Source organism: Pseudoxanthomonas sp. CF385 (assembly GCF_900104255.1).
Classification (GTDB): domain Bacteria; phylum Pseudomonadota; class Gammaproteobacteria; order Xanthomonadales; family Xanthomonadaceae; genus Pseudoxanthomonas_A.
This window is the reverse complement of sequence record NZ_FNKZ01000002.1, coordinates 743,342-765,959: the sequence shown is the minus strand read 5'-3', so window position 1 is coordinate 765,959 and position 22,618 is coordinate 743,342. Positions and strand designations below refer to the sequence as shown.

The following is a 22,618-nucleotide window of genomic DNA, read 5'->3' as shown; positions in this document are numbered from 1 at the left end:
CGTGCGCATCGACGCGATCGGCCGGCACCCGCAGTACATTCCGGACCTCGCCGCCTGGCACCACGCCGAGTGGGGCCCGCTCTACGACGACTGGACGCTGGAAGCGGCGACGGCCGAGCTGGCCGATCACGCTACGCGCACGTCGCTGCCCACCACGCTGCTGCTGATGGACGGCGAGGACCTGCTGGGATCGGTCAGCCTGCTGATCGAGGACGCGCCTGCGCTGCAGGACCGCGGCAGTCCGTGGCTGGGCAGTCTGTTCATGCGCCCCGACGCGCGCGGTCGCGGCGGTGGACGCGTGCTGGTCGATGCGGCCGTCGCGCATGCGGCCGACGAAGGCGTTGCGGTGTTGCGGTTGTTCACGCTGTGGCACGAGGACTTTTACGCGGGGCTCGGCTGGCGCGTCGAGGAGCGCACGACGTTGCACGGCACGCCGGTGGTGATCATGTCGATCGTGCCCGCCGAGCGCGTGGCGCATACTGGCGCCCCGCCGCACCGCGTGGATGACGCATGACCGAGACGACCTTCACCGCCTTCGACCACCAGTGCATGGCGCGCGCGCTGCGCCTGGCCGAGCGCGGCGCCTACACGACGCGTCCGAACCCGATGGTGGGCTGCGTGATCGCGCAGGGCACGGAGATCGTCGGCGAGGGGTGGCATCGCAAGGCGGGCGAAGCGCATGCGGAAGTCTTCGCGCTGCAGGCGGCCGGCGAACGGGCGCGGGGCGCGATCGCCTATGTCACGCTGGAACCCTGCGCGCACACCGGGCGGACCGGGCCGTGCGCCGATGCGCTCATCGCCGCCGGCGTCGGCCGCGTCGTGGCCGCGATGCGCGACCCGTTCCCGCAGGTCGACGGCGCCGGTTTCGACCGGCTGCGTGCGGCGGGCATCGCCGTGCAGTCGGGGCTGATGGAAGCCCAGGCGCGTCGCCTCAACCGTGGATTCCTGTCCCGCATCGAGCGCGCGCGCCCGTGGGTGCGGATCAAGCTGGCCACCAGCCTGGACGGTCGCACCGCGATGGCCAATGGCGATTCCAAGTGGATCAGCGGCGAGGCCTCGCGCCGCGACGTGATGCGCTGGCGCGCGCGCGCCGGGGCGATCCTGACCGGGGCCGGCACCGTGCTGGCGGACGATCCGTCGTTGACGGTGCGCTTCGGCGATGACACCGCCTTCGAGCCGCCGTTGCGCGTGGTCCTGGATCCCGGGCTGGCGACCGTGGCCCGCGGCAATGTCCGCCAGGGCGATGCGCCGACCCTTTACGTGCATACCGCCGATGCCAAGCCACCGCGCGAAACCGACGTGCAGCGCGTGGTGGCGCCGGCGACGGGCAGCAATTTCGACCTGAAAGCCGTGCTCGAATTGCTGGCGCAGCGCGGGGTGAACGAGCTCCACGTGGAGGCCGGCGCCACGCTGGCCGGCGCATTCCTCGCGGCCGGCTTGGCCGACGAGGTGCTGCTGTATGTCGCGCCGGTGCTGCTGGGCGACCAGGCGCGACCGCTGTTCGGCGGCCTGGGCATCCAGGCCATGGCCGAGCGGCTGAAACTGGAGATTGTGGACAGCCGCACGATTGGCGAAGATCACCGCCTCCTGCTGCAACCTGCCCGCTGACGCTCGCCATGGTGGCCTTCAAGGACCATTTTTCCGGGGTCGCCGACGTCTACGTCGCCTCCCGCCCCACGTATCCCGATGCGTTGTACGACGTGATCGCCGACGCGGTGCGCGCCAGTGCGAACGTGTGGGAACCGGGCGCCGGCAGCGGACAGGCCACGCGAGGTCTGGCCGCGCGCTTCGCCCATGTGCACGCCACCGATCCCAGTGCGGCGCAGATCGAGCGCCACTGGGCTCAAGGCCAGACCGGCGGCAACGTCAGCCTGGCCGTCGAGCCGGCGGAATCGACCGCGCTGCCGGACGCCAGCGTGGATCTGGTCGCGGTGGCGCAGGCGCTGCACTGGTTCGACCGCTATCGCTTCTTCGCCACCTGCGAACGCGTCCTGCGGCCCGGTGGCGTACTGGCGGCCTGGACCTACCAGGACATCATCTTCGAGGACGACCTGGCCGAGGTGGCCGAGAAGGTCCGCGACGACATCGACCCGTACTGGCCGCCGGAGCGCGCCGACGTGGACATGGGCTACGGCGACTACGTCTGGCCCTTCGAGGCCCTGCCGACGCCGCGCCTGTGGCTCACCGCCGAATGGAACCTGCCCACGCTGCTGGGCTACTTCGGCAGCCTGTCCGCTACTGGCAGTTACCGGGCGGCCACCGGCGAAGACCCGGTCTACGCCCACACCCCGGCGCTGGCCGAGGCCTGGGGCGATCCGCAACGGCTGCGCACGATGCGCTGGCCGCTGATCCTGCACCTGCGCCGCAAACCGGCGGGCTGAAGTCCGGGCGGAACACTCCGTTCGCCGGCCGGCGGAAGGGGCGCGGTGTAGAATGCGCGGGCCGGTTCGCCGGCACCACCAACGACGTCTTCAGGGCGGGGTGCGATTCCCCACCGGCGGTAGGTCGCCCAGCGACGAGCCCGCGAGCGCCTTGGGCAGCATGCGCGTCCCTCGCACGTGTCGCCGAAGGGTCAGCAGATCCGGTCAGATGCCGGAGCCGACGGTCATAGTCCGGATGAAAGAAGACGGCATCGCCGAACCGCGCGGAAGCGCGGCGTCGTGCGGCTGCCTTCGCGCCCGGAGGCGTCTCCGCTTTGCTTTCGCGAGAGACGTTCCATGCCTTCCATGACTCCCCGTGCTTTCCCCGTCCTCCGCCAGGAGGCCTGCTGATGTTCACCGGCATCATCGAGGGCGTCGGCCGCATCGCCGCGCTGGAACCCGCGGGCGGCGACGTCCGCCTGACTGTCGCCGTCGGCACGCTGCCGTTCGAGGCCGTCCAGCTCGGCGAGAGCATCGCGGTGAACGGCGTGTGCCTGACCGTGATCGCGTTCGACGGGTCGAGCTTCCAGGCCGATGCGTCCACCGAAACCCTCGCGTTGACGACGCTCGGTGGCCTGGCCGCGGGCGCGCTGGTGAACCTGGAGCGGGCGATGCGCCCGACCGATCGCCTCGGCGGCCATCTGGTCAGCGGTCATGTCGACGGCGTCGGCCGCGTGCTGTCGGTCCACGAGGATGCGCGCGCACAGCGCTGGCGTTTCGCCGCGCCGGCGCCGCTGCTGAAGTACATCGCGAAGAAGGGCTCGATCTGCGTGGACGGCGTCAGCCTGACGGTGAACGAGGTGGATGGCGAAGGCTTCGAAGTCGCGCTGATTCCGCACACCGTCTCGCACACCGCCTTCTCACAGAACGTGGTGGGCGATGCCGTGAACCTGGAGATCGACCTGGTCGCGCGCTATGTCGAGCGCCTGCTGGGCGAAAGGAGCGGCGCATGAATTTCACCCCCGTTCCCGAACTGCTGGAAGAGATCCGCAACGGCCGCATGGTCGTCATCGTCGACGACGAGGACCGCGAGAACGAAGGCGACCTCATCATGGCCGCCGAGCTGGTCAAGCCGTCGGACATCAACTTCATGGTCACCCATGCGCGCGGCCTGGTCTGCCTGTCGCTGACGCGCGAGCGCTGCGCGCAGCTCGGCCTGGCGCCGATGGTGCAGACGAACACGGCGCAGTTCCACACCAACTTCACCGTCAGCATCGAGGCGGCCGAGGGCGTCACCACCGGCATTTCCGCCTACGACCGTGCGCACACGGTGCGCACTGCGGTGCGGCCGGATGCGAAGCCGAGCGACCTCAGCCAGCCCGGCCACATCTTTCCGCTGATCGCCCAGCCCGGCGGCGTGCTCACCCGCGCCGGCCATACCGAAGCGGCCAGCGACCTGCCGCTGCTCGCCGGCCTGGAGCCGGCCGGCGTGCTGGTCGAGGTGCTGAACCCCGACGGCACCATGGCGCGCCGCCCGCAGTTGGAAGTGTTCGCGCGCGAGCACGGGCTGAAGATGGGCTCGATCGCCGACCTGATCGCCTATCGCCTGGCCACCGAGCACACCGTCGAGCGCATCGACGAGCGCGACATCGAGACCGAGTTCGGACCGTTCCGGTTGGTGACCTATCGCGACCGCATCGCCCACGATCTGCACTTCGCCCTCGTGCGCGGCACGCCGGACAAGGCCACGCCCACGCTGGTGCGCGTGCAGGTGGAGAACCCGCTGAGCGACCTGTTGCACTGGCGGCGCGACGATTTCGGCGTCCACGCTACCGATGCGCTGCGCGCGATCGCGGCCGAAGGGCAGGGCGTGATCGTGGTGCTGTCCGAGCCTCGTAACGCCGAGGCCCTGCTGGCCCGGCTGCGCAAGCAACCCGAGGTGCGCGCCAACGCCAAGGACGTCGGCCAGTGGCGGCGCAACGGCGCCGGTGCGCAGATCCTGGCCGACCTCGGCCTGGGCCGGCTGCGCGTGCTGGGCACGCCGCGCCGACAGGTCGGTCTGGCCGGCTTCGGCCTCGACGTGGTCGAGTACGTGCAGCCCTGACCGCGCCGGGCGGCCTCCGGGCCGCCCCGGCTGGTAGACTTTCCCACCCCCAAGGAACCCACCATGTCCCACTACGAAGGCGATCTGCGCGCGCCCGAAGGCGCCCGCTTCGCGATCATCGCCAGCCGCTGGAACCCGCGCATCACCGATGTGCTGGTGGCCGGTGCGCGCCAGAGCCTGGCCGGCAATGGCGTGAGTGAGGACGCCGTCGACGTGGTGCGCGTGCCCGGTGCCTGGGAAATTCCGGTGGCCGCGGCTCGCCTGGCGGCCGGCAACCGCCACGCCGCCATCGTCGCGCTGGGCTGCGTGATCCGCGGCGATACCCGCCACTACGAACATGTCGCCGACCGCTGCGCGGAAGGCCTGATGCGCGTCCAACTGGACACCGGCGTGCCGGTGTTGAACGGCGTGCTGGCGGTGGAACGCATCGAGGACGCCGAGGCCCGCGCAGGGGGCAGCCACGGCAACAAGGGCGAAGAGGCCGCGCTGGCCGCCATCGAGATGGCGCACCTGCTGTCGCAGCTGGCCTGATCATCCGTACGCAACGAACACGCAGCACAGGAGCCACCGTGAGCCGACATCCCCATTCCCACCGCAAGGACGGCGTCGATCCGGTCACCCGCGCGCGCGCGCGTCGCCGCGCTTTGCAGGCCGTGTACGCGTGGCAGATGTCCGGCGGCGAAGTGGGGCAGGTGATCGCGCAGTTCGCGCACGAGCAGGCCCACGAGATCGCCGACCTCGAGTACTTCGAGGACCTGGTGCGCGGCGTGGTGCGGCATCGCGCCTCGCTGGACGAAGCGCTGCTGCCTTTCCTCGACCGTGCCGTCGAAGAAGTCGACCCGATCGAGCGCGCCGTGCTGCGCATCGCCGCATACGAGCTGATCCATCGCCTGGACGTGCCGTACCGCGTGGTCATCAACGAGGCCATCGAGACCACCAAGCGCTTCGGTGCCGAACACGGCCACACCTACGTCAACGGCGTACTCGACCATGCCGCCGTCGACTGGCGCCCGGCCGAGGCGCAGGCGCGGCGCTGACCCGATGGGCGGCGGTGCGCGCGACGTGATCCGCCTGCCGGCCTGACGCCATGGGCGCCGGCGAATTCGACCTGATCGCCCGTATCCGCGCCCGCGTGGGGACGCGCGACGACATCGTGCTCGGCATCGGCGATGACGCCGCCTTGCTGGCGCCGCCTCCGGGCCGGCACCTGGTCGTCACCGCCGACACGCTCAACGAGGGCGTGCATTTCCCGCGCGTTACCGCGCCCGCCGATATAGGCTGGAAGGCGCTGGCGGTGAACCTGTCCGACCTCGCGGCGATGGGCGCCGAACCTGCCTGGTGCACGCTGTCGCTGTCGTTGCCACAGTCCGATGCGACATGGATCGACGCGTTCCTCGACGGCTTCCTCGCGCTGGCCGGCGAACACGGCATCGCGCTGGTAGGCGGTGATACGACACGAGGTCCCTTGTCGCTGTCGGTGACGGCCATGGGCTTCGTGGATGCCGGCAGCGCGCTGCGTCGTGATGGCGCGCAGGTAGGGGACGATGTCTGGGTGACCGGCACGCTGGGCGATGCCGCCGGTGCGCTCGTATTGCTGGAGCGTGAACCTGCGCATCCGCTGCGCCGTCGCCTTGATCGCCCCACGCCGCGCGTGCATGCGGGGCGAGCGCTGGCAGCGCTGGCAGCGCTGGCAAGCGCCTGCGTCGATGTGTCCGACGGTCTGCTCGCCGATCTTGGCCATATCTGCGCCCGCAGCGACGTGGGCGCACGGATCGAAATCCCGTCCTTACCTGCGTCGGAGGCACTGCGCGACGCGTTCGACGACGTTGCGCGCGCCGCGCTGCAGGCCGCTGGCGGCGACGATTACGAGCTCTGTTTCACGGCCGACGCATCGCACCGCGAACGCATCGCGTCGCTCGCTTCCCGGCTGGATCTGCGCATCACCCGCATCGGCCGCATCACCGCGGGCACCGCCGTGGTCGCCGTCGATGCCGCCGGTACGGCCTGGCAGCCGCCACGCACGGGTTACGACCACTTCGAGTGAGCCTCCACGCCGCGCTGCACCGCAGCGTGGCCGCCCCCATACCTGATGGTATGGTCGGTCCGCTCGTTCCCCCCGACGGGTTCCATCGCATCGCTCTCCCGCCAGGCCCCCCGGCCCGGCCTTCGCCTGTGAGGAACCTCTGCATGAACCGATCCGTCTGGCGCGGCCTGCTGGCCGTCGTGTTGCTCGTGTTCTCTTCGACGGCCCTGGCCGCCGGTTACAGCAAGACCTACGAACGCATCCGCAGTTGGGACGGCACCGAGCTCGGCGCGCTGGTGCTGGTGCCGCAGGGACAGGGCAACGGCCCGTTCCCGCTGATCGTCATGCCGGCCAGCTGGGCGCTGCCCAACCTGGAATACGTCGGCCGCGCCAGCCAGCTCGCGTCGAACGGCTATGTCGTTGTCAGCTACACCTCGCGCGGCTTCTGGGATTCGGCAGGCCAGATCGATATCGCCGGACCGGCGACGGTCGAGGATGTCAGCGCCGTCATCGACTGGGCGCTGGCGCACACGCCGGCGAATCCGAACGCGATCGGTGCGTCCGGCATCTCCTACGGCGCAGGCACCAGTCTGCTGGCCGCGGCGCGCGATCCCCGCATCCGTGCGGTGGCGGCGCTGAGCGGCTGGGCGGACCTGGAAACGTCGCTCTACGCGCACCAGACCGTCAGCGAGCAGGGTGTCACCCTGCTGGTCGCGGCGGGCGTGGCGACCGGCCGACCGGGGCCGGACCTCGCGCGCATCACGGCGCATGCCGTGCTTGGCGACTTCGACGGCGCGGTACAGGGCTTCCTGCCGCAGGCGCGCCCGCGCGGCGTGGTGCATGAAGTGGATGCGCTCAACCGGCAGGGCACGGCGGTACTGCTGGCCAATGCGTTCAACGACGGCCTGTTCCCGCCCAACCAGTACGTGGACTTCTATAACCGCTTGCGCGTGCCGAAGCAGTTGGTCTTCAGCCAGGGCGACCACGCCACCGCGGAGCTGCCCGGTGCACTGGGCCTGCCCAATCAGGTGTACGACGCGGCGACGCGCTGGTTCGACCGCCACCTGAAGGGTCGGCTCAACGGCGTGGACGGTGAAGCGCCGGTACGGTTGTCCACGCGGGAGGGGCGCTGGCTGTCGTACGCGGACTGGAATGCGGTGCAGGCGGCGCCCACCGAATACGGTCTGGCCGCCCCCAGCGGATGGCTCGCGCCCACAGGCGCGCTGGTCGGCGGCACGTCGACGGGGTGGAGCCATCGCATCGCCACCGGCATTCCGACGGTCGCCGATTCCGGTGTGGTCCTGCTCAGTGGTCTGCTGCAAGGCCTGGGCGCGCCGACGACGGCATCGGTGCCGCTGGTGAACCGCGCAGGTGCAGGCGTGTGGGTAGGCCCGACGATGGCGAGCGAGCGTACGCTGGCCGGATCGCCGACGTTGCGTGTGACCGTCACGCCCAGCCAGCGCAACGTCACCCTGTTCGCCTATCTCTACAGCATGGATGCGTGGGGCACCGGCACGCTGATCACGCACAAGCCCTACAGCCTGCGCGGCGCCGTGGCCGGACAGGCGCGCACCCTCGACATGACGCTGGAAGCCAACGCGGCGCGCGTGCCGGCCGGCCATCGCCTGGTGCTGGTGATCGACACGCACGACCCTCGTTACACGGAAGCCAGTGGGCTGGGCGGTACGGTGACTTTCTCGTCGCCGGCCGCTGCGCCGTCGCGGCTGCGCGTGCCGCTGCGCTGACCTCGCCCCGCGCCGTCAGGGCGGCAGCACCTTGCCCGGATTGAGGATGCCGTCCGGGTCGAGGGCCGCCTTGATGGCGCGCATCGTCGCCAGCGTGGCCGGCGAGAACGCATCGGCCATGAAGTCGCGCTTGCTCAGGCCGATGCCGTGTTCGCCCGACAGCGTGCCGCCCAGGGCAAGCACCTCGGCGAAGACGCGCGGCAAGGCGGCGTGCGCGCGCGCGGTTTCAGCGGCATCGCCGTCGTCGTACATGATGTTGACGTGCAGGTTGCCGTTGCCGGCGTGGCCGAACACCACGATCGGCAGCGATGCCTCGGCGGAAAGCGCCTCCATCGCCGCAACCAGGTCGGGAATGCGCGACACCGGCACCACCACGTCTTCGTTGATCTTGCCCGGCTTGATGGTGCGCAGCGCCGGCGACAACGCGCGACGCGCCGACCACAGCCGGTCGCGCGCACTGCCGTCGGCGGCGACGTCGAGCGCGATCATGCCTTCGCCCTCCGCGGCCTCGGCCAGCGCCTGCAGGGCATAGGGCAGGGTGTCGTCGTCGCCATCGGCCTCGACCAGCAGCATCGCGCCGGCGTCGGGAACGTCGCTGCCGTTGCGCCGGATCAGCGTGATGGCGCTGCGGTCCATGAACTCCAGCATCGTCGGCGTGGCCGGTCGCGCCATGATCCGCGAGACCGCACTGGCGGCCGTCGCGGCATCGCGGTAGAGCACGCGCAGGCCCGCTTGTGCGCGTGGGCGCGGCGACAGCTTCAGGGTCGCTTCGACGACCAGCGCCAGCGTGCCCTCGCTGCCGACGATGAGGTGGGTCAGGTCGTAGCCGGTGGCGTCCTTGGTGTAGGCGCCGCCGCATCGGATCAGGTCGCCGGTACCGGTGACCGCGACCAGGCCCAGCACGTTGTCGCGCGCGGTGCCGTACTTCACGGCGCGCGGGCCCCCGGCGTTGGTGGCAAGATTGCCGCCGATGCTGCAGAGGTCGGCGCTGGAGGGGTCCGGTGGCCAGAAGAGGCCGTGCGGCATCAACGCCTGCTGCAGCTCGCCATTGAGGACGCCCGGCTCCACCACCACGCACCGGTCCGCCGCGCGGACCTCGAGGATGCGGTTCATCCGCGCAAACGACACCACCACGCCGCCCTGCGTGGGCACGGCAGCACCCGTCGTGCCCGTCCCCGCACCCCGCGCGACGATCGGCATCCGATGCTCGCGACACGCCCGTACGAGCGCGACGACATCGTCCTGCGTGCTGGGCAATGCGACGGCCGAGGGCATCGCCCAGCGACGCGAATCGTCGCCACCGAACGGGCGGCACGCCTCGCCGGTCAGCCAGCCATCGCCGAGGCGGGCCGACATCGCAGCGTGCAGGTCAGGGGGCAGCGTTGCATCCATGCGTGCATTCTACGGATTCGCCGCGTGGCGTCCTGCCTTGATGCGACGGCGGCATGTACTGATGGCGGATGGCCATGACGGTGACGGGCAGGGCGTCAGGCCCGGTAAATCAACGTCTGCGCGTGGCGCATCGGCGCACGGCTCGATGCCACGTCGATGCGATAACCGATTCCTTACATCCCCCGAGAAATCGCCTGTTAGAAATCGCCCGGCCCAATCGACCGGAGACACCTCATGCGCATCACCATCGTGGGAGCGGGTTTCAGCGGCAGCACCCTGGCGACGTTGCTCGCCTCATCGCAGCCGGGCGCACCGGACGTCTGCCTCGTCGGCGTGGACGAGACGTTCGCCCGCGGCGTGGCCTACGGCGAAGCGCGGCCGGAGCACCTGCTGAACGTGCGCGCGGGCCAGCTCGGCGCGCACCCGGACGATGCGGCCGGCTTCGCGCGCTGGTTGAGCCTGGGCGCGCGAGGAAAGGAGGAATTCCTGCCGCGCCTGGCGTATGGCGACTATCTGGCCGAGCGCCTGCGCGAAGCCAACGAAACGGCGACGAATCTGTCGCTGGTACGGCAAGAGGCCGTCGCCGTCAGTCGCATCGGCGAAGGGTTCCGCGTGCATCTGGATGACGGCGGTTATTTCGCCAGCGATCGCGTGGTGCTCGCCGTCGGCGCGCTGCCGCCGCAACGGCTGGCGGGCATCGGTCCGCGGCTGGCGCACAGCGCGCGCTACATCGGATGGCCCTGGCAGGACGATGCGCTGGATCGCATCCCCGCCGAAGCGCGCGTGCTCATCGTCGGCACGGGCCTGACGATGGCCGATGTGGTGGCCACGCTCGCCGCACGTGGCCATCGCGGCGCGCTCGTTGCGATCTCCCGTCATGGCCGGCTGCCGCAGGCGCATGCCGAAGTGCCGGGCGCCGCGATCGAACTCCCGCCCAGCGTGCAGCTTGCGTTGCGTGGCCGCAGTGTGCGCACGCTGCTGTCGGCGGTGCGCTCGGTGGTGCACGTGGCGCCGGACTGGCGCGCGGCGGTGGATGCGTTGCGGCCGCACACGCAGCCGTTCTGGCGCAGCCTGCCGCACGCGGAACGCGCACGCTTCCTGCGCCATGTCCGCGCCTACTGGGAGGCCGCGCGCCATCGCATCGCACCGCGCGTGGCGGAGACGCTCGCCTCGCTCCAGGTCAGCGGCCAGCTGCAGGTACGACCTGCGCGCCTGCTGCGTGCCGGCCTGCGAGCCCAGGGTGCGGAAGTGCTGCTGCGGGGGCGCGGACAGGACCGCGTCGATGTCGAGCAGTACGACTACGTCATCCGCGCCACCGGCCTGGACACCGACATCGTGCGCAGCACCCATCCGCTGGTGTCGCACCTGTACGAGGCCGGTCTGCTGGCGGCGGATCCGCACGGGCTGGGCGTGGAAGCAGGCGACGACCTGCAAGTGCGCGATCGCAACGGTGACACCGTGCGCGGGCTGTTCTGCCTCGGGCCGCTGCTGCGCGGGCAATCGTGGGAAATCACGGCGGTCCCCGAACTGCGCGCGGCGGCGGCGGCCTTGGCCGTGCGCCTGCGCGAAACCGCGCACGCGGGCGTCACGCGACGAGGCGCAGTCGCACGTGAACTCGCGCTCTCCGCAGGCTTGTAAGGCGTCAGATGTCGTCGGCGCGGAAGGCGTCGCGGATCCAGTCCAGCCGCGGCGCCGCGGGATCGCCGTCGGCGTCGATGACGTCGAAGCGGCACGGCGCGTGGGCGTAGGCAGGATGATCCTGCAGGAAGCGCTGCGCCGCGTGCACGATGCGGCGGCGCTTGCCGGCGTCGACCGAGGCGGCGCCACCGCCGAAGGCGCGCGAGCGACGGAACCGGACTTCGACGAACACCACGGTGCCGGTGCCATCGCGCATCACCAGGTCGATCTCGCCACCGCGATACGCCGCGTTGGCGGCGATGTCGGTGAGGCCGGCCTTCAGCAGCAGGGTGCGGGCCGCGGCTTCGGCCGTGCGTCCGTCGGTGCGGCGATCAGCCGCCATCGGCGACGGGCACCGCCTGTCCGCCACTGAAGATGGACCACGACGGCGCGCGCACGACGTTGCCGAAGCCGTCGAGCTGCAGGCGACCGGTCGCGCCGCGGAGTTCGGTGTTGGCGCCGAGCGCGAGTTTTTCGAGGTAGGCCGTCAGCAACCAGGCGTCGTAACCGAACGCGAACAGGCGCGCCGCCGGACCGCGCGCCGTCGGCACGCGCTCGCCGGCAACACTGGCGGCCGGCAGCGCGGCAAGGCCGCGCGAGGTCCAGGTTTCGGTCGGGAAGACGATGCCGTCCAGCGCTGCATCGTCTTCGGGCTTGCCGGTGCCGGACGTCAGCTGCGACGTGCCCACGCGGGTCTTGCCGCCCAGCCCGGCGAGGGCCAGCTGCGGCGTCAGGCTGCGCGCGGTGCCGCCACGCACGGCCAGGAACACGGCATCCACGCCTTCCTGCACGGCGGCGGCGAGCGGAGAGGACAGGTCGCCCGGCGTTTCCGGCACGCTGATCACGCGCGCGACCTTGCCGCCGCGTTCGGCGAAGCGTTCACGGAAGGCCTGCGAAGCGCGGCGGCCATTGTCGTCGCTGCCTTCGATGATCAGGACGGTCTTGCGTTCGCGCGCCAGCACGTACTCGGCGGCGGCGATGCCGTCGTCTTCCGGCGCGAGCGAGAAACCGGCCTTGCCGTCGGGCGGCGCCACGGTGCCGCGGTTGAGCACCAGCATCGGCACGGCGAGATCGGGCTGCTGGAACAGGGCGCTCACTTCATCGCGACCCAGCGGACCGACCACGAAGTCCGCGCCTTCCGCGGCGGCGCGCGCGTACGCCGCCGTCGCACCGGCGGCGGTGCCGGTGGTGTCGTAGAACTGGATGTCCGGACGACGGCGACGCTCGCCGTAATAGCCGGCGAGCAGGCCGTCGCGCACCGGCGCGGCCGCCGTGGCCAGGTTGCCCGAGAGCGGCAGCAGCACGGCCAGCTTCATCGGCGGGCGATAGCCATCCGCATCCGCGGCGGGCCGGTTGCCGGCATCGAAATGCCACTGCGCGCCACGATCGAACGGGCGCGGCAGCGGCAGGCCGCGACGCTGCAGCGCGCGACCGGCGAAGTTGTACAGCGGGTCGCCGGCGGGCAGCGATGCGGCATCGCGGGCGAGGGTGGCGTCGTCGAGCGTGCCGAGCAGGCGGTCGATCTCGCGCGCATTGTCGCTGCGTGCCTGGCCGCTGAGCCCGCCGTCCTGGCGCGCCAGCGTGGCAGCGTTGGCGAACGCCGGCGAGACGCGCGCGCTCGAGGTGACGGGGCCGGTGCCGGAGGTGGTGGCGCAGCTGGCCAGGCCCAGGGCCAATGCCACCGCGACGAGGGTCCGTCCTAGGCGCACGCGAGTGGAAATCGTGCGGGCAACTTGCAGGTCCATGGGCATCGTCGGTGTTCAGGCAGGGGAACCGGCTACGATTCTACCCTCAGCCAAGGAGCCTCACTGGAATGCCCGCCGGAACCCTGTTCATCGTCGCCACCCCCATCGGCAATCTCGGCGACCTGACCCCGCGTGCCCTGGAGGTGCTGCGCTCCGTCGCGGCCATCTGCGCCGAGGACACACGGCGCAGCGGTCAGCTGCTGGCCCATTTCGGTGTGTCCACGCCGTTGGTCGCGCTGCATGAACACAACGAGGATGCGCTGGCGCAGCGCGTGGTGGAGCGGTTGGCGGCCGGCGAATCGCTGGCGCTGGTCAGCGACGCGGGCACGCCGCTGGTCAGCGATCCCGGTTTCCGCCTGGTGCGCGCGGCGCGCGCGGCCGGGATCAAGGTCAGTCCGCTGCCGGGCGCCTGCGCCGCCATCGCCGCGCTCAGCGTGGCCGGGCTACCGAGTGATCGGTTCACGTTCGAAGGCTTCCTGCCGGCCAAGGCCTCCGCGCGGCGCGAGCAGCTGCAGCGGCTCGCGGGCGAACCCCGCACCCTGGTCTTCTATGAGTCCTCGCACCGCATCGCCGAATCGCTGGCGGACATGCGGGCCGCGTTCGGCGACGACCGCCCGGCGGTGCTGGCGCGCGAACTGACCAAGCTGTTCGAAACCGTCCTCGACGGCACGCTGGCCGACCTGCAGGGGCGCGTCGAGGCCGACGACAACCAACGCAAAGGCGAGTTCGTCGTGATGGTGCAGGGCGCGGCCGACGACGAGACGGCGCAGTTGGTGGAGGGCCGTCGCGTCTACGCACTGCTCAACGAGCACCTGCCGCCCTCCCTCGCCGCCAAGCTGGCGGCCGAGATCACCGGTGCGCCGAGAAAGGAGTTGTATGGCGCGCGATAGTGAGCCGTGTTGGCTGGCCTCGCATGAAAGGGGATAAAGATGAGAATGCGTGAACGGCTCATGGCGGCCGTCGCAATGCTGGTCGTCGTGGCGGCATCGCCTGCCGCGATCGCGGGGACCCCGCCGGACGCCCGGGAGCGTTTCGGCGTGCTGGTGGCAGAGAGCCAGAAGGCCGATGACGCGCTCCATCCCCTGCGGCTCGCCGAGCGCGGCCTGCCGCCGACCGGGGCTGTTTTCGTCGATCCCCAGAGCGAGGCCTTTGCCCGGCAGCTGGCGACGAACAAGCGTGCCGAACTGTCGGGCCTGGCCGGCATAGACCGCGCCTCCCTGGCCGAGAAGGACCAGATTGCCTACGACGCGTTCCGCTACCAGGCCGAGCAGGCGCTCGGCGACATCGACAACGGCATCCATGCGATCCGCAACCTGGTGCCGCTGAACGCCTCCTTCGGCCTGCACGTCGAGTTTCCCGACTACCTGTCGGGCGTCCGCTTCAAGACGGTGGAAGACTACGAGCGGGGGCTGGCCCAGTTGGAGGGCTTCGCCGGCTACATGGACAGTACGGTCGATCGCCTGGAGCAGGGGATGGCCCGGGGCTATCACCAGCCCAAGGTGGTGGTGAACAACGTCCTGGGGCAGGTCGAGGCCTTCCTCAAGCTGCCGGTCGAGGAGAATCCCTTCTACTCCCCGGTCACGCGTTTCCCCGACGCCATCGGAACGGCAGACCGCACCCGCCTGGAGGCCGCGTATCGCCAGGCCATCGAAGGTCGCGCTACGCCCGCCTACGAGCGCTGGCGCACGTTCCTGCGCGAACGCTATCTGCCGGTCGCCACCGAGGGTGTCGGCCTGTGGGCGATGAAGGACGGTGAGCGGGTCTATGCGTCCCTGCTGGTCCAGCACACCACCACCAGGATGAGCGCGCAGCAGATCCACCAGCTCGGCGTGGCCGAAGTCGCCAGGATTCGCGCCGCGATGGAACAGGCGCGCCAGACGACCGGCTTCGACGGCGATCTGCCGGCCTTCTTCGAACACGTGCGCACCGGGCCGCAGTTCTACTATTCCGAGCCGAAAGACCTGATCGACCACTTCGAACGCATCGAAAAAAAGGTCTGGGAGCGGATGCCGCAACTGTTCTCGCGTCGTCCGCGTGCCGAATTCGAGCTGCGTCCGCTGCCGGCGCTGGGGGACCAGCGGGGCACGGGCTACTACCGCGCCGGTCCGCCGGACGCTTCGGAGCCCGGCGTCCTGTACTTCAACATGGCCATGTTGAACACGCGTCCCATCCCGACCCTGGAGACCTTGGAACTGCACGAAGGCGTGCCGGGCCACCACTACCAGATCTCACTGGTACAGGAGGACGAGAGCCTGCCGGCGCTGTTGCGTTTCGGCCAGGTGCCGGCCACCGCCTACACCGAGGGCTGGGGCCTGTATGCCGAATCCCTGGGCCAGGAACTGGGCATGTTCACCGACCCCTACCAATGGTTCGGCCACCTGGACATGGAAATGCTGCGCGCCGTGCGCCTGGTGGTCGACACCGGTCTCCACGCCCAGCAGTGGGACCGTCAACGCGCGATCGACTACATGCTGGCCAACACCTCCATGGCCCCGCGCGATGTGGCGGTCGAGATCGACCGCTACATCACCAATCCGGGCCAGGCCTGTGCCTACAAGGTGGGCGAACTGAAGCTGCAGGAACTGCGCCGCCGCGCGACCGAGCGCTTGGGTCCGGCTTTCGACATCCGGCGTTTCCACGACCAGGTACTGGACACCGGTGCCCTGCCGCTGGATGTGCTGGAAGCCAAGATCGACCGCTGGCTGATGTCGAGCGAGGCGGCACAGTAGGACTTGGGCGCGCTTACTGTTCGGAAACTGCGTGATCTCATTCTGCGTTCCGGCCTCTCGGCATGGGAGGCTCGGGACGCCTTACGTTGGAGGTGCACCTGATGCGTCGTCGTGAACTGCTGGTCGGCGCCATTGCGCTCGGCGTGACGTGGCCCCTGGCCGTGTGCAGGGCGGGTTCGATGCCTGTCTCCAGCACGACGGGCGATGCGCCCGCCGAGGACGTTCGTTTGGCGGAGCTGCTGCAACGCCATGCCCAGTCCCTGAAGGCCGAGGAGGGCGGGCCGGACCGTCTGGCCGACTATTCGCTGGCCGCACGCGCGCGTCATCGACAGGCGACGGCGCGGCGCCTGGACGAACTGAAGGGGATCGACCGTGCCGCACTTTCGGCCGCCGCGGCCCTGGACTACGACACGGCCCGCTTCGTCTACGAGGCCATGGCGGACCAGTACGGGCGCTACGGCTTTTCCGACATCAACCTGCGCCCCAGCCCCTATGTGGTCAGCCAGATGAACGGCGCCTACTTCTGGCTGCCGGAGGATATCGGCGGACGCTCCCCCATGAGGAATGCGGCGGATGCCGACCGCTATCTGGACAGGCTGGGCCAGTTCGCCGTGGCCCTGGACCAGGAGACCGAACAGATCCGCCACGACGCAGGCCTGGGTGTCATCCCCCCCGATTTCATTCTGGCCAAGACCCTGAAGCAGCTCGCGGCCTTGCGCGATTCCGCGCCGACCGGCAATGCACTGACGACGTCGGCGCTCGCGCGTGCGCGCGATGCCGGGATTGCCGATCTGGACAGCCGCGCCTCGGCGATCTTCGTCGGGCGGATCGTTCCGGCCCTGCAACGCCAGAGCAACGCGCTCGCGGCCTTGCAATCCCGCGCCGACGATCGTGCAGGCATCTGGGCCAAGCCGGATGGCGAGGCTTACTACGCCTCGGCGCTGCGTTCCAATACCACCGCCCGCTACGCGCCAGGCGAGCTGCACCAGCTCGGCCTGACGTGGGTGGCGGAACTGTCGGCCGAGATCGATCGTCTGCTGCGTGTCGAGGGCCTGACGGCGGGATCGGTGGGTGAGCGCATGGCGGCTCTGGATCGCAACCCGCGCTACCTCAAGCCGGATACGGAAGCGGGACGCCAGGCGATCATCGACTACGCCAGCGCACACCTGGATCGGATCAAGGGCCTGCTGCCGCGTGGTTTCCACGTCATTCCGGATCGACCGGTCGAGGTGCAGCGCGTCTCGCCCGCGATCCAGGACGGCGCGCCGGGCGCGTTCTACAGCGCCAGCAGCGATTCTGCCCAGCCTTCGATCATCTACCTCAACCTGCGCTCGGTCGCGGAGAACGCCCTGTGGCGTATCCCGACCCTGCTGCACCATGAAGGGATACCCGGGCACCATTTCCAGGACAGCGTCCTGCGCGATGCAGGTGGACTGTCCCTGTTCCGGCGGTCGGTGCGCTTCTCGGCCTGGACCGAGGGCTGGGCCCTGTATGCCGAACAACTGGCGGATGAAATCGGTGCTTACGAGGGTGATCCCGTCGGACGCATCGGCTATCTGCAGGGGCAGCTGTTCCGTGCCTGCCGTGTTGTCGTCGATACCGGCATCCACCACGCGCGCTGGACCCGCCAGCAGGCCATCGACTGGATGGTGGCCCACGCCGGCGAACTCCGCGACGCCGCCGAGCGTGAAATCGACCGCTATTGCGTCTACCCGGGGCAGGCCTGCAGTTTCATGGTCGGCAAGCAGCAGATTCTGGCGACGCGCGAGAAGACCCGGCAGCGCCTCGGGTCGCGGTTCGACGCGCGTGCCTACAACGATTTCATCCTGGCGTCCGGGCCGCTTCCGATGGACGTCCTCGATGGTGCAGCGGCGCTGATGGCTTGAATCACCGGGGCGCCGCGCAAAGCGCTACATGGCGCGGGGCCAGCCCCCTGAGTCAGGGGCGATTCGCGCCTTTGGCGCGAATGGGGTATGGACGTGCACAGCGGACATTGGGGTATTCGACGGCGAAGCCGTAGAATGCGCGTCGGCGGAGCCGGCCAGACAGTCGCGTCATCGATCGTGCTAGTCACGATGGATGCCGAGGAAAGTCCGGGCTCCACAGGGCACGGTGCCAGGTAACGCCTGGGCGGCGCGAGCCGACGGAAAGTGCAACAGAAAGATACCGCCGAACGGTTCTTCGGAATGCGTGGCAAGGGTGAAATGGTGCGGTAAGAGCGCACCGCGAGTCCGGTAACGGACCGGCACGGCAAACCCCACCGGGAGCAAGACCAAATAGGGAGGCTATGCTGCGGCCCGCAGTGTCTCCGGGTAGGTTGCTTGAGCGTAACGGTGACGTTGCGCCTAGAGGAATGACTGTCCACGACAGAACCCGGCTTACCGGCCGGCTCCGCCACTTCATTCAGATCACGGGAAGTCCCCTGAGTCCCCGAGAGCCCGGCAAGTCCGGGCTTCTTCTTGGGCGCTTTGTCACTGGCCGTCCTCCGGCGTCCTGCATCGTACTCGGATTTGACGGGTACTCGGATGGGTACGGGAGGGGGGGAACGGAGGGCGTACCCGAAACGTACCCGTCGAAGCGACCATGGGTATGCCCCACGGCAGCCTGTCGGCGCGGGCTACAGGGTAGGAAGCTGCCGACATCACGCCGCGCAAACGCTCGATTCCGCCGCGAGCGTATCCAGCCACTTTGGCCTCGCCAGCAACGTGTGCGCCGACGAATTGTCTTGGCTGGCCTCCGCATGGGCTCCGCTGACCCTCCTTCGGGCTGCTGTTCAGCCTCGACAGAGTGCACTCTTTAGAGACAATTGCTTACTTTGTGTCCACGCGCTCGATTAGCTGAAGCTGGTTCTCTCGACACCATCCCTCAACAAGGCGCGCATCTTGGAAGTCGTAGTATCTAACTCGAAGCCAGCGTCCTTTTTTCCCGGTGACCGTGACGATCTGATTTGCATAAGCGCGCGCGATCTCCTCGCCTTCTGGCTTCTTGCGAATTCGTAATACGTCAACTATGACGGCGTACTGGGAGGAAGGGGGGGCATGGCTGCTCGGCTTCAGGTCCTCGATGGCTGCAGTGAGCTCAGCCAGTTTTGCCTCCGTCGTTTGGGAATATGTCTCGATACGGGTCTCGATCTGAGAGTTGCCCGTCGTTATCGCTCTAGAAAGGCGCTCTTCCATCGCCTTTGAGTCGCGCAATTGATACCAGAACATCAAGATGGTCATGATCGTAGTCGCGAGCGCCAGCCACTGCTCCCAAGTTAGCCTGGCGCTGCCTTCGGTCTCGGCAGCACGTACATTCACGAGAACGGCGCTCAGCTCGACCAGCTGTTCGTCGAGACCTTCGGGCGAAAGTTCGTCGATTGTGGCTTGATCGAGGACATAGGTCGCTAGTTGCTCGGCAACAGTGTTGGCCGAGAAGCGCTTAACTACCTCGCTTATTCGCAAGTGGTCAGGCAGCAATACCTTGCGAACTGATTCATAAGGCGCGTGCATATCTTCTACTAAGCGCGCCATTGACGCTGCGCGCTTAGCGTATGAGTTGAAGGCTTCACCTAGCACGCGCGATGGCCGCATTGCATCGGCGACCACCTGCATCTGTTTGAACTGGTCAGCAAAGCTGTTGTTGATACGAAGCAGTGAAGCGAAATGCTCTTGCTGCTCCTTGGCCAGGCGTTGCAATGCTTGGGTGGGCATTGCAAGGTCACGCAACCGCTTACCTTCATTCAATGAGGCGGCAATACCGTTCTTCTGAGTCAGAATGTCGCGCACACTACGCAGAGGATCGATCTGATTCAGAAGACGATTGAGTTCAGTTTGGTCCATGTTGCGATCTCTATCGAATTTAGTGCCGTCTTGACCATATAGAACTGCTCTGTCATTCACCTCAGGCCAAGGTCAAGGCGAGACTGATTTTCGGTGCCGTGGTCATTCCGTATCGCACTTCGGAAGAGGCATCTATCCGAGAGCATAGTTCGCCATCAGCTCCGACAAAAGCACTCATGGCCGTCGGGGGTTGTGGCGCTCGGCGTGGGCTTGCTTCGCGCTCAGTTCGTAGTCTTCATACATAGGGTTGCGAGCGGCTTATAGGTGCCGCTTTCCAGCTTAAGCGGCCATACACGGCATGCCTAATACGCAGGGGCCTTCCCTTCAAAGTAGGCCGCCCCGGTCATCCGTCAAGATGGCCGGGGCGATGTCTTTTTAGCTCACAGCACGCAGAAGGTTCAGGCGTTCTCGGAGAGCCAGCGCTCAAACCGAGGTAGGTCGTGGGACCAGAAGACTTCGACGCCGCCATCAAGCAGTCGCATAACGTCTTTTGCGGCAATGACACCTTGGAGCACAGCTGCGGTTTTGACGAAGCTACCCCAGTGGTCTTTCCATGCGTGCGCTTTCTTCAGCACGTCGTTAATGCGTTTGACCGAATTGGTCTCGTCGTTCGAAACCTTACACTCCATTGCCAACACCACCGTGTTAGGCAATCCCAGCGCTACGTCCACTTCTTGAGGGGTGGCCGTGTTGGTGGCGAAGCGGGTCTTGTGCATGTAGTGCCGTTGCGGAAGAGCGGCCTTTACATCGAGAAGGGATGATTGCAGTTTCACCCAGCCGCTAGCGTCGAGGATGGCCGTTACCTGGCTTTCTTGAAGCCTCGCCAGCCTGTTGCGCTGAGCGGTAGCGAATTGTTGCTGGGCCAGCAGCGGGCCTATCGACCAAAAAAACTTCTTCAGCTCCTGCCGGGAAGGCAGTCGTCCAGCTAACAGCCAAGGGGTAAGGGCTTGGTCCCTGCGGTCTTGAATGGACTGCGCAAAAGCGCTGGCCACCGCCAGCTTCCTCGCCTTTCCGGTGACGCCCTTGGCGATCGGATAGCAGAGGGCGAACTGGTCTTTGCTCAGGGGTGGTGCCAGGGCGTATCGGAATACGCGCGTGTGCTCGCTGTCAGCAAGGACCGCGGCCCCGACGTCTCTTAAGTAATTCGAAGCACGAAGGGCTTGCTTGATGGAGCGCCTGGCATCTAGGACGGCTGCTTTCCAGTCGGCAACGTCTGTGGAAGACGTACGCGACTGGATATAGATTTCACGGGCGCGGGCCGCCTGGTCCTTGTGATAGTCCCTCAATGCTTGGTCCACGCGCATTCCTCGCGTCTCACTGACCGGCCAGCGTTTCCAGGCTTGGCACCAAGACGCGCTCCAGTTCCTTCGGTTCAAACTTGGTCAGCCCACCCGCGTAGGTCCGACCATCGTCGGTGACGACATTCGAACGCAACCAGGCCGCCAAGGTGTCCAGCGTTGCCTCCGGCAGTTCTTGGCGGGGGTAGAGCCCATGGGCTACGTTGATATGCCGGGCGTCGCACAGGTTGCGGACAAAGGCCGGAGCCCTGCGAGCCATGTAGGTGGAGAGGATGGGGGCAGGGGCCTTGAGGCCGACCGCCCACCAGGCACGCCGATGCTGCGCGATGTAGGAGCCGTCCGCTCCCTGGGCCTTGGCCCACTTCAAGAAGCGTTCCACGGATTGCTTGTCTTCGTCGTTCAGCGCATCCAGGTCTGCCGGAATGTCGATGACACGGCGCAACGCTTCCGGGCTGTTTAGCTGCTCCCCGGCCGAAAGCAGGTCGCGCGCCTTGGTGATGGTGGGCATCAGCACACTGTCAGGGAGAGCGGTGGCGTGCTCACCCGCAATCCAGACGCTGTTCCCGCCGGTCACCTGACCGCGGTGGACCCGGCACAGTTCGCCCAGCTCCACGTAGCCTTGCGGAATGGGGCGAGCCGGCCGGAAAAGCGGTGACCAGCGGGCCGCGCTTTGGACGCGCTCCCACGGCACCACGTCGCCCTTGCTCAAGCCGTTGAGTGCTTCCAGGCTTTCCACCGAGCGGACTCGAAGGCCGTCGGAGTGCCCCCCCACCTGGAAACAGGTGATGGCGGCCGTGGTGGCAGCGTCCTCGAACGGGCGCGCGCGCGCGTCCAGCACATGGACAGCCACGCCACCCAGGCGCTCGGCCAGCAGGCGCCGGAGCGTGGCACCGTAGTTCACGTCCAGCCACTCGGCGGACGTGATGAACGTTCCCACGTCACCAGGCTTCGCCAGCTGCAGGGCACGAAGGAAGAAATGGATATGGAGGCCGGCCAGCTTGCTGGCCTTGACCCCATACGCCTTGGCGGACACGGCAAACCACTGCTTCCAGTCGTCGCCGATGTCGTGGTGCCTCACGTAAGGCGGATTTCCCAGGTAAAGGGTCTTGCCCTTCACCGAGGGCAGCTCCGCCAGACGGAAGTCCTCGACCACCACCGTGGCGCGTGCCGTCAGCCCGCGAGCCGCGATGTTGGCCCGAAGCATGAGGGCGGCGAGGGGGTCCAGCTCCACTCCGACCAACTTGGCGTTGGGGAAGCGCTCGGCTGCCGCCAGCAAATAGCGGCCCGAGCCCGCTCCAGGGTCTACCACCCGCTCCGGTACGCCTTGGTCGGCGGACCAATTGAGCATGGACTGGATGATGGGGTCCGGGGTGTAGACCGCCCCCATGTCGCGGCGAACCGCCGGGGTGCGCAGGCGCAAGAAAACCCCACCGAGGGGGTCTGCGCCTTTGCGAATGTAGTCCCGGGCTCGCTTGACCAGGGCACGTTCGGCCAAGGGACGCACGCCGTTGGCGAGCGCCCGCTCGGGTGGCGAAAGCTTCGGGCGTGGGCCCAGCAGCGCCAAACACAGCGCCACCAATTCGCGTTCGTTCTTAATCAGCCGGGGCGCCTGCAGATGCCCCTTGCTCATGGCTGGGGCACGGCGGGCAGCGGCAGGCTTTTTCTTGGCACCTGTCATGGCCTCTCATCCGTGCAATGGCCCAGCGTGTCCACAATGGACAGGC

General features: G+C 68.2%; 18 protein-coding genes, 1 other RNA gene, 1 pseudogene and 1 riboswitch. Of the genes and pseudogenes, 14 read left to right on the top strand and 6 right to left on the bottom strand.

All coding sequences use genetic code 11. The annotated features are described in order from the left end of the window. Window position 1 precedes the first annotated feature (1 nt). From BLT45_RS13825 to BLT45_RS13785, 9 genes are all read left to right on the top strand, one after another. Complete coding sequence (locus BLT45_RS13825) at window positions 2-514, top strand: GNAT family N-acetyltransferase (RefSeq protein WP_093301093.1); 513 nt, start codon at window positions 2-4, stop codon at window positions 512-514. Beyond that, window positions 511-1,608, top strand: coding sequence for a bifunctional diaminohydroxyphosphoribosylaminopyrimidine deaminase/5-amino-6-(5-phosphoribosylamino)uracil reductase RibD (ribD, locus tag BLT45_RS13820; protein ID WP_093301090.1), 1,098 nt, complete (start codon window positions 511-513; stop codon window positions 1,606-1,608). Before BLT45_RS13825 ends, ribD begins: the two co-directional genes overlap by 4 nt. A gap of 8 nt (window positions 1,609-1,616) precedes the next feature. Beyond that, window positions 1,617-2,381, top strand: coding sequence for a class I SAM-dependent methyltransferase (locus BLT45_RS13815; RefSeq protein ID WP_093301087.1), 765 nt, complete (start codon window positions 1,617-1,619; stop codon window positions 2,379-2,381). A gap of 82 nt (window positions 2,382-2,463) precedes the next feature. Further along, window positions 2,464-2,632: riboswitch (FMN riboswitch) on the top strand. Between the two features lie 138 nt (window positions 2,633-2,770). Continuing rightward, complete coding sequence (locus BLT45_RS13810) at window positions 2,771-3,373, top strand: riboflavin synthase (protein ID WP_093301084.1); 603 nt, start codon at window positions 2,771-2,773, stop codon at window positions 3,371-3,373. After that, complete coding sequence (gene ribB / locus BLT45_RS13805) at window positions 3,370-4,464, top strand: 3,4-dihydroxy-2-butanone-4-phosphate synthase (RefSeq protein ID WP_093301081.1); 1,095 nt, start codon at window positions 3,370-3,372, stop codon at window positions 4,462-4,464. Before BLT45_RS13810 ends, ribB begins: the two co-directional genes overlap by 4 nt. Window positions 4,465-4,527: 63 nt before the next feature. Beyond that, the gene (ribH, locus tag BLT45_RS13800) at window positions 4,528-4,995 is read left to right on the top strand and encodes a 6,7-dimethyl-8-ribityllumazine synthase (protein WP_093301078.1); all 468 of its coding nucleotides are present in this window, start codon (window positions 4,528-4,530) and stop codon (window positions 4,993-4,995) included. A 38-nt stretch (window positions 4,996-5,033) separates the two neighbouring features. After that, window positions 5,034-5,501, top strand: coding sequence for a transcription antitermination factor NusB (nusB, locus tag BLT45_RS13795; protein ID WP_093301075.1), 468 nt, complete (start codon window positions 5,034-5,036; stop codon window positions 5,499-5,501). 50 nt (window positions 5,502-5,551) lie between these two features. Beyond that, entirely contained in the window at window positions 5,552-6,508 is a 957-nt protein-coding gene (thiL, locus tag BLT45_RS13790) for a thiamine-phosphate kinase (RefSeq protein WP_093301072.1), read from the top strand. Window positions 6,509-6,651: 143 nt separating this feature from the next. Next, window positions 6,652-8,232: a CocE/NonD family hydrolase gene (locus BLT45_RS13785; protein WP_093301069.1), complete on the top strand. Its 1,581-nt coding sequence runs from the start codon at window positions 6,652-6,654 to the stop codon at window positions 8,230-8,232. Between the two features lie 15 nt (window positions 8,233-8,247). Here the strand turns inward: BLT45_RS13785 and BLT45_RS13780 are convergent, their stop codons facing one another. Then, window positions 8,248-9,624 (bottom strand): FAD-binding oxidoreductase, encoded by a 1,377-nt coding sequence (locus BLT45_RS13780; RefSeq protein WP_093301066.1) that lies wholly within the window; start codon window positions 9,622-9,624, stop codon window positions 8,248-8,250. A gap of 234 nt (window positions 9,625-9,858) precedes the next feature. Between BLT45_RS13780 and BLT45_RS13775 the strand changes: the two genes are divergently transcribed. After that, window positions 9,859-11,262, top strand: coding sequence for an FAD/NAD(P)-binding protein (locus BLT45_RS13775; RefSeq protein ID WP_254771891.1), 1,404 nt, complete (start codon window positions 9,859-9,861; stop codon window positions 11,260-11,262). 4 nt (window positions 11,263-11,266) lie between these two features. Here the strand turns inward: BLT45_RS13775 and BLT45_RS13770 are convergent, their stop codons facing one another. Both BLT45_RS13770 and BLT45_RS13765 read right to left on the bottom strand, forming a co-directional pair. After that, window positions 11,267-11,644 carry a YraN family protein gene (locus BLT45_RS13770; RefSeq protein WP_093302100.1) on the bottom strand — a complete coding sequence of 126 codons (378 nt, stop codon included), beginning with the start codon at window positions 11,642-11,644 and terminating at the stop codon, window positions 11,267-11,269. Then, window positions 11,634-12,890 (bottom strand): annotated as a pseudogene (locus tag BLT45_RS13765) (penicillin-binding protein activator); the annotation flags it as partial. The pseudogene BLT45_RS13765 and the gene BLT45_RS13770, both read right to left, overlap by 11 nt. 224 nt (window positions 12,891-13,114) lie before the next feature. On the opposite strand from BLT45_RS13765, the gene rsmI reads away from it, so the two are divergent. The 4 genes from rsmI (at window position 13,115) to rnpB (ending at window position 18,172) form a co-directional block, all read left to right on the top strand. After that, on the top strand, window positions 13,115-13,936 hold the full coding sequence (gene rsmI / locus BLT45_RS13760; RefSeq protein ID WP_093301060.1) for a 16S rRNA (cytidine(1402)-2'-O)-methyltransferase: 822 nt from the start codon (window positions 13,115-13,117) through the stop codon (window positions 13,934-13,936). Between the two features lie 60 nt (window positions 13,937-13,996). Then, window positions 13,997-15,775, top strand: a complete 1,779-nt coding sequence (locus BLT45_RS13755; protein ID WP_217629568.1) for a DUF885 domain-containing protein — start codon at window positions 13,997-13,999, stop codon at window positions 15,773-15,775. A 101-nt stretch (window positions 15,776-15,876) separates the two neighbouring features. Then, entirely contained in the window at window positions 15,877-17,661 is a 1,785-nt protein-coding gene (locus BLT45_RS13750) for a DUF885 domain-containing protein (RefSeq protein ID WP_217629567.1), read from the top strand. A 147-nt stretch (window positions 17,662-17,808) separates the two neighbouring features. Then, an RNA gene (gene rnpB, locus BLT45_RS13745) (RNase P RNA component class A) lies at window positions 17,809-18,172 on the top strand. A gap of 413 nt (window positions 18,173-18,585) precedes the next feature. Here rnpB and BLT45_RS13740 read toward each other — a convergent pair. From BLT45_RS13740 to BLT45_RS13730, 3 genes are all read right to left on the bottom strand, one after another. Further along, window positions 18,586-19,596, bottom strand: a complete 1,011-nt coding sequence (locus BLT45_RS13740; protein ID WP_139188023.1) for an SH3 domain-containing protein — start codon at window positions 19,594-19,596, stop codon at window positions 18,586-18,588. A gap of 398 nt (window positions 19,597-19,994) precedes the next feature. Continuing rightward, complete coding sequence (locus tag BLT45_RS13735) at window positions 19,995-20,894, bottom strand: XamI family restriction endonuclease (RefSeq protein WP_175455854.1); 900 nt, start codon at window positions 20,892-20,894, stop codon at window positions 19,995-19,997. 16 nt (window positions 20,895-20,910) lie between these two features. After that, window positions 20,911-22,572 carry an Eco57I restriction-modification methylase domain-containing protein gene (locus BLT45_RS13730; RefSeq protein ID WP_254771890.1) on the bottom strand — a complete coding sequence of 554 codons (1,662 nt, stop codon included), beginning with the start codon at window positions 22,570-22,572 and terminating at the stop codon, window positions 20,911-20,913. Window positions 22,573-22,618 lie beyond the last annotated feature (46 nt).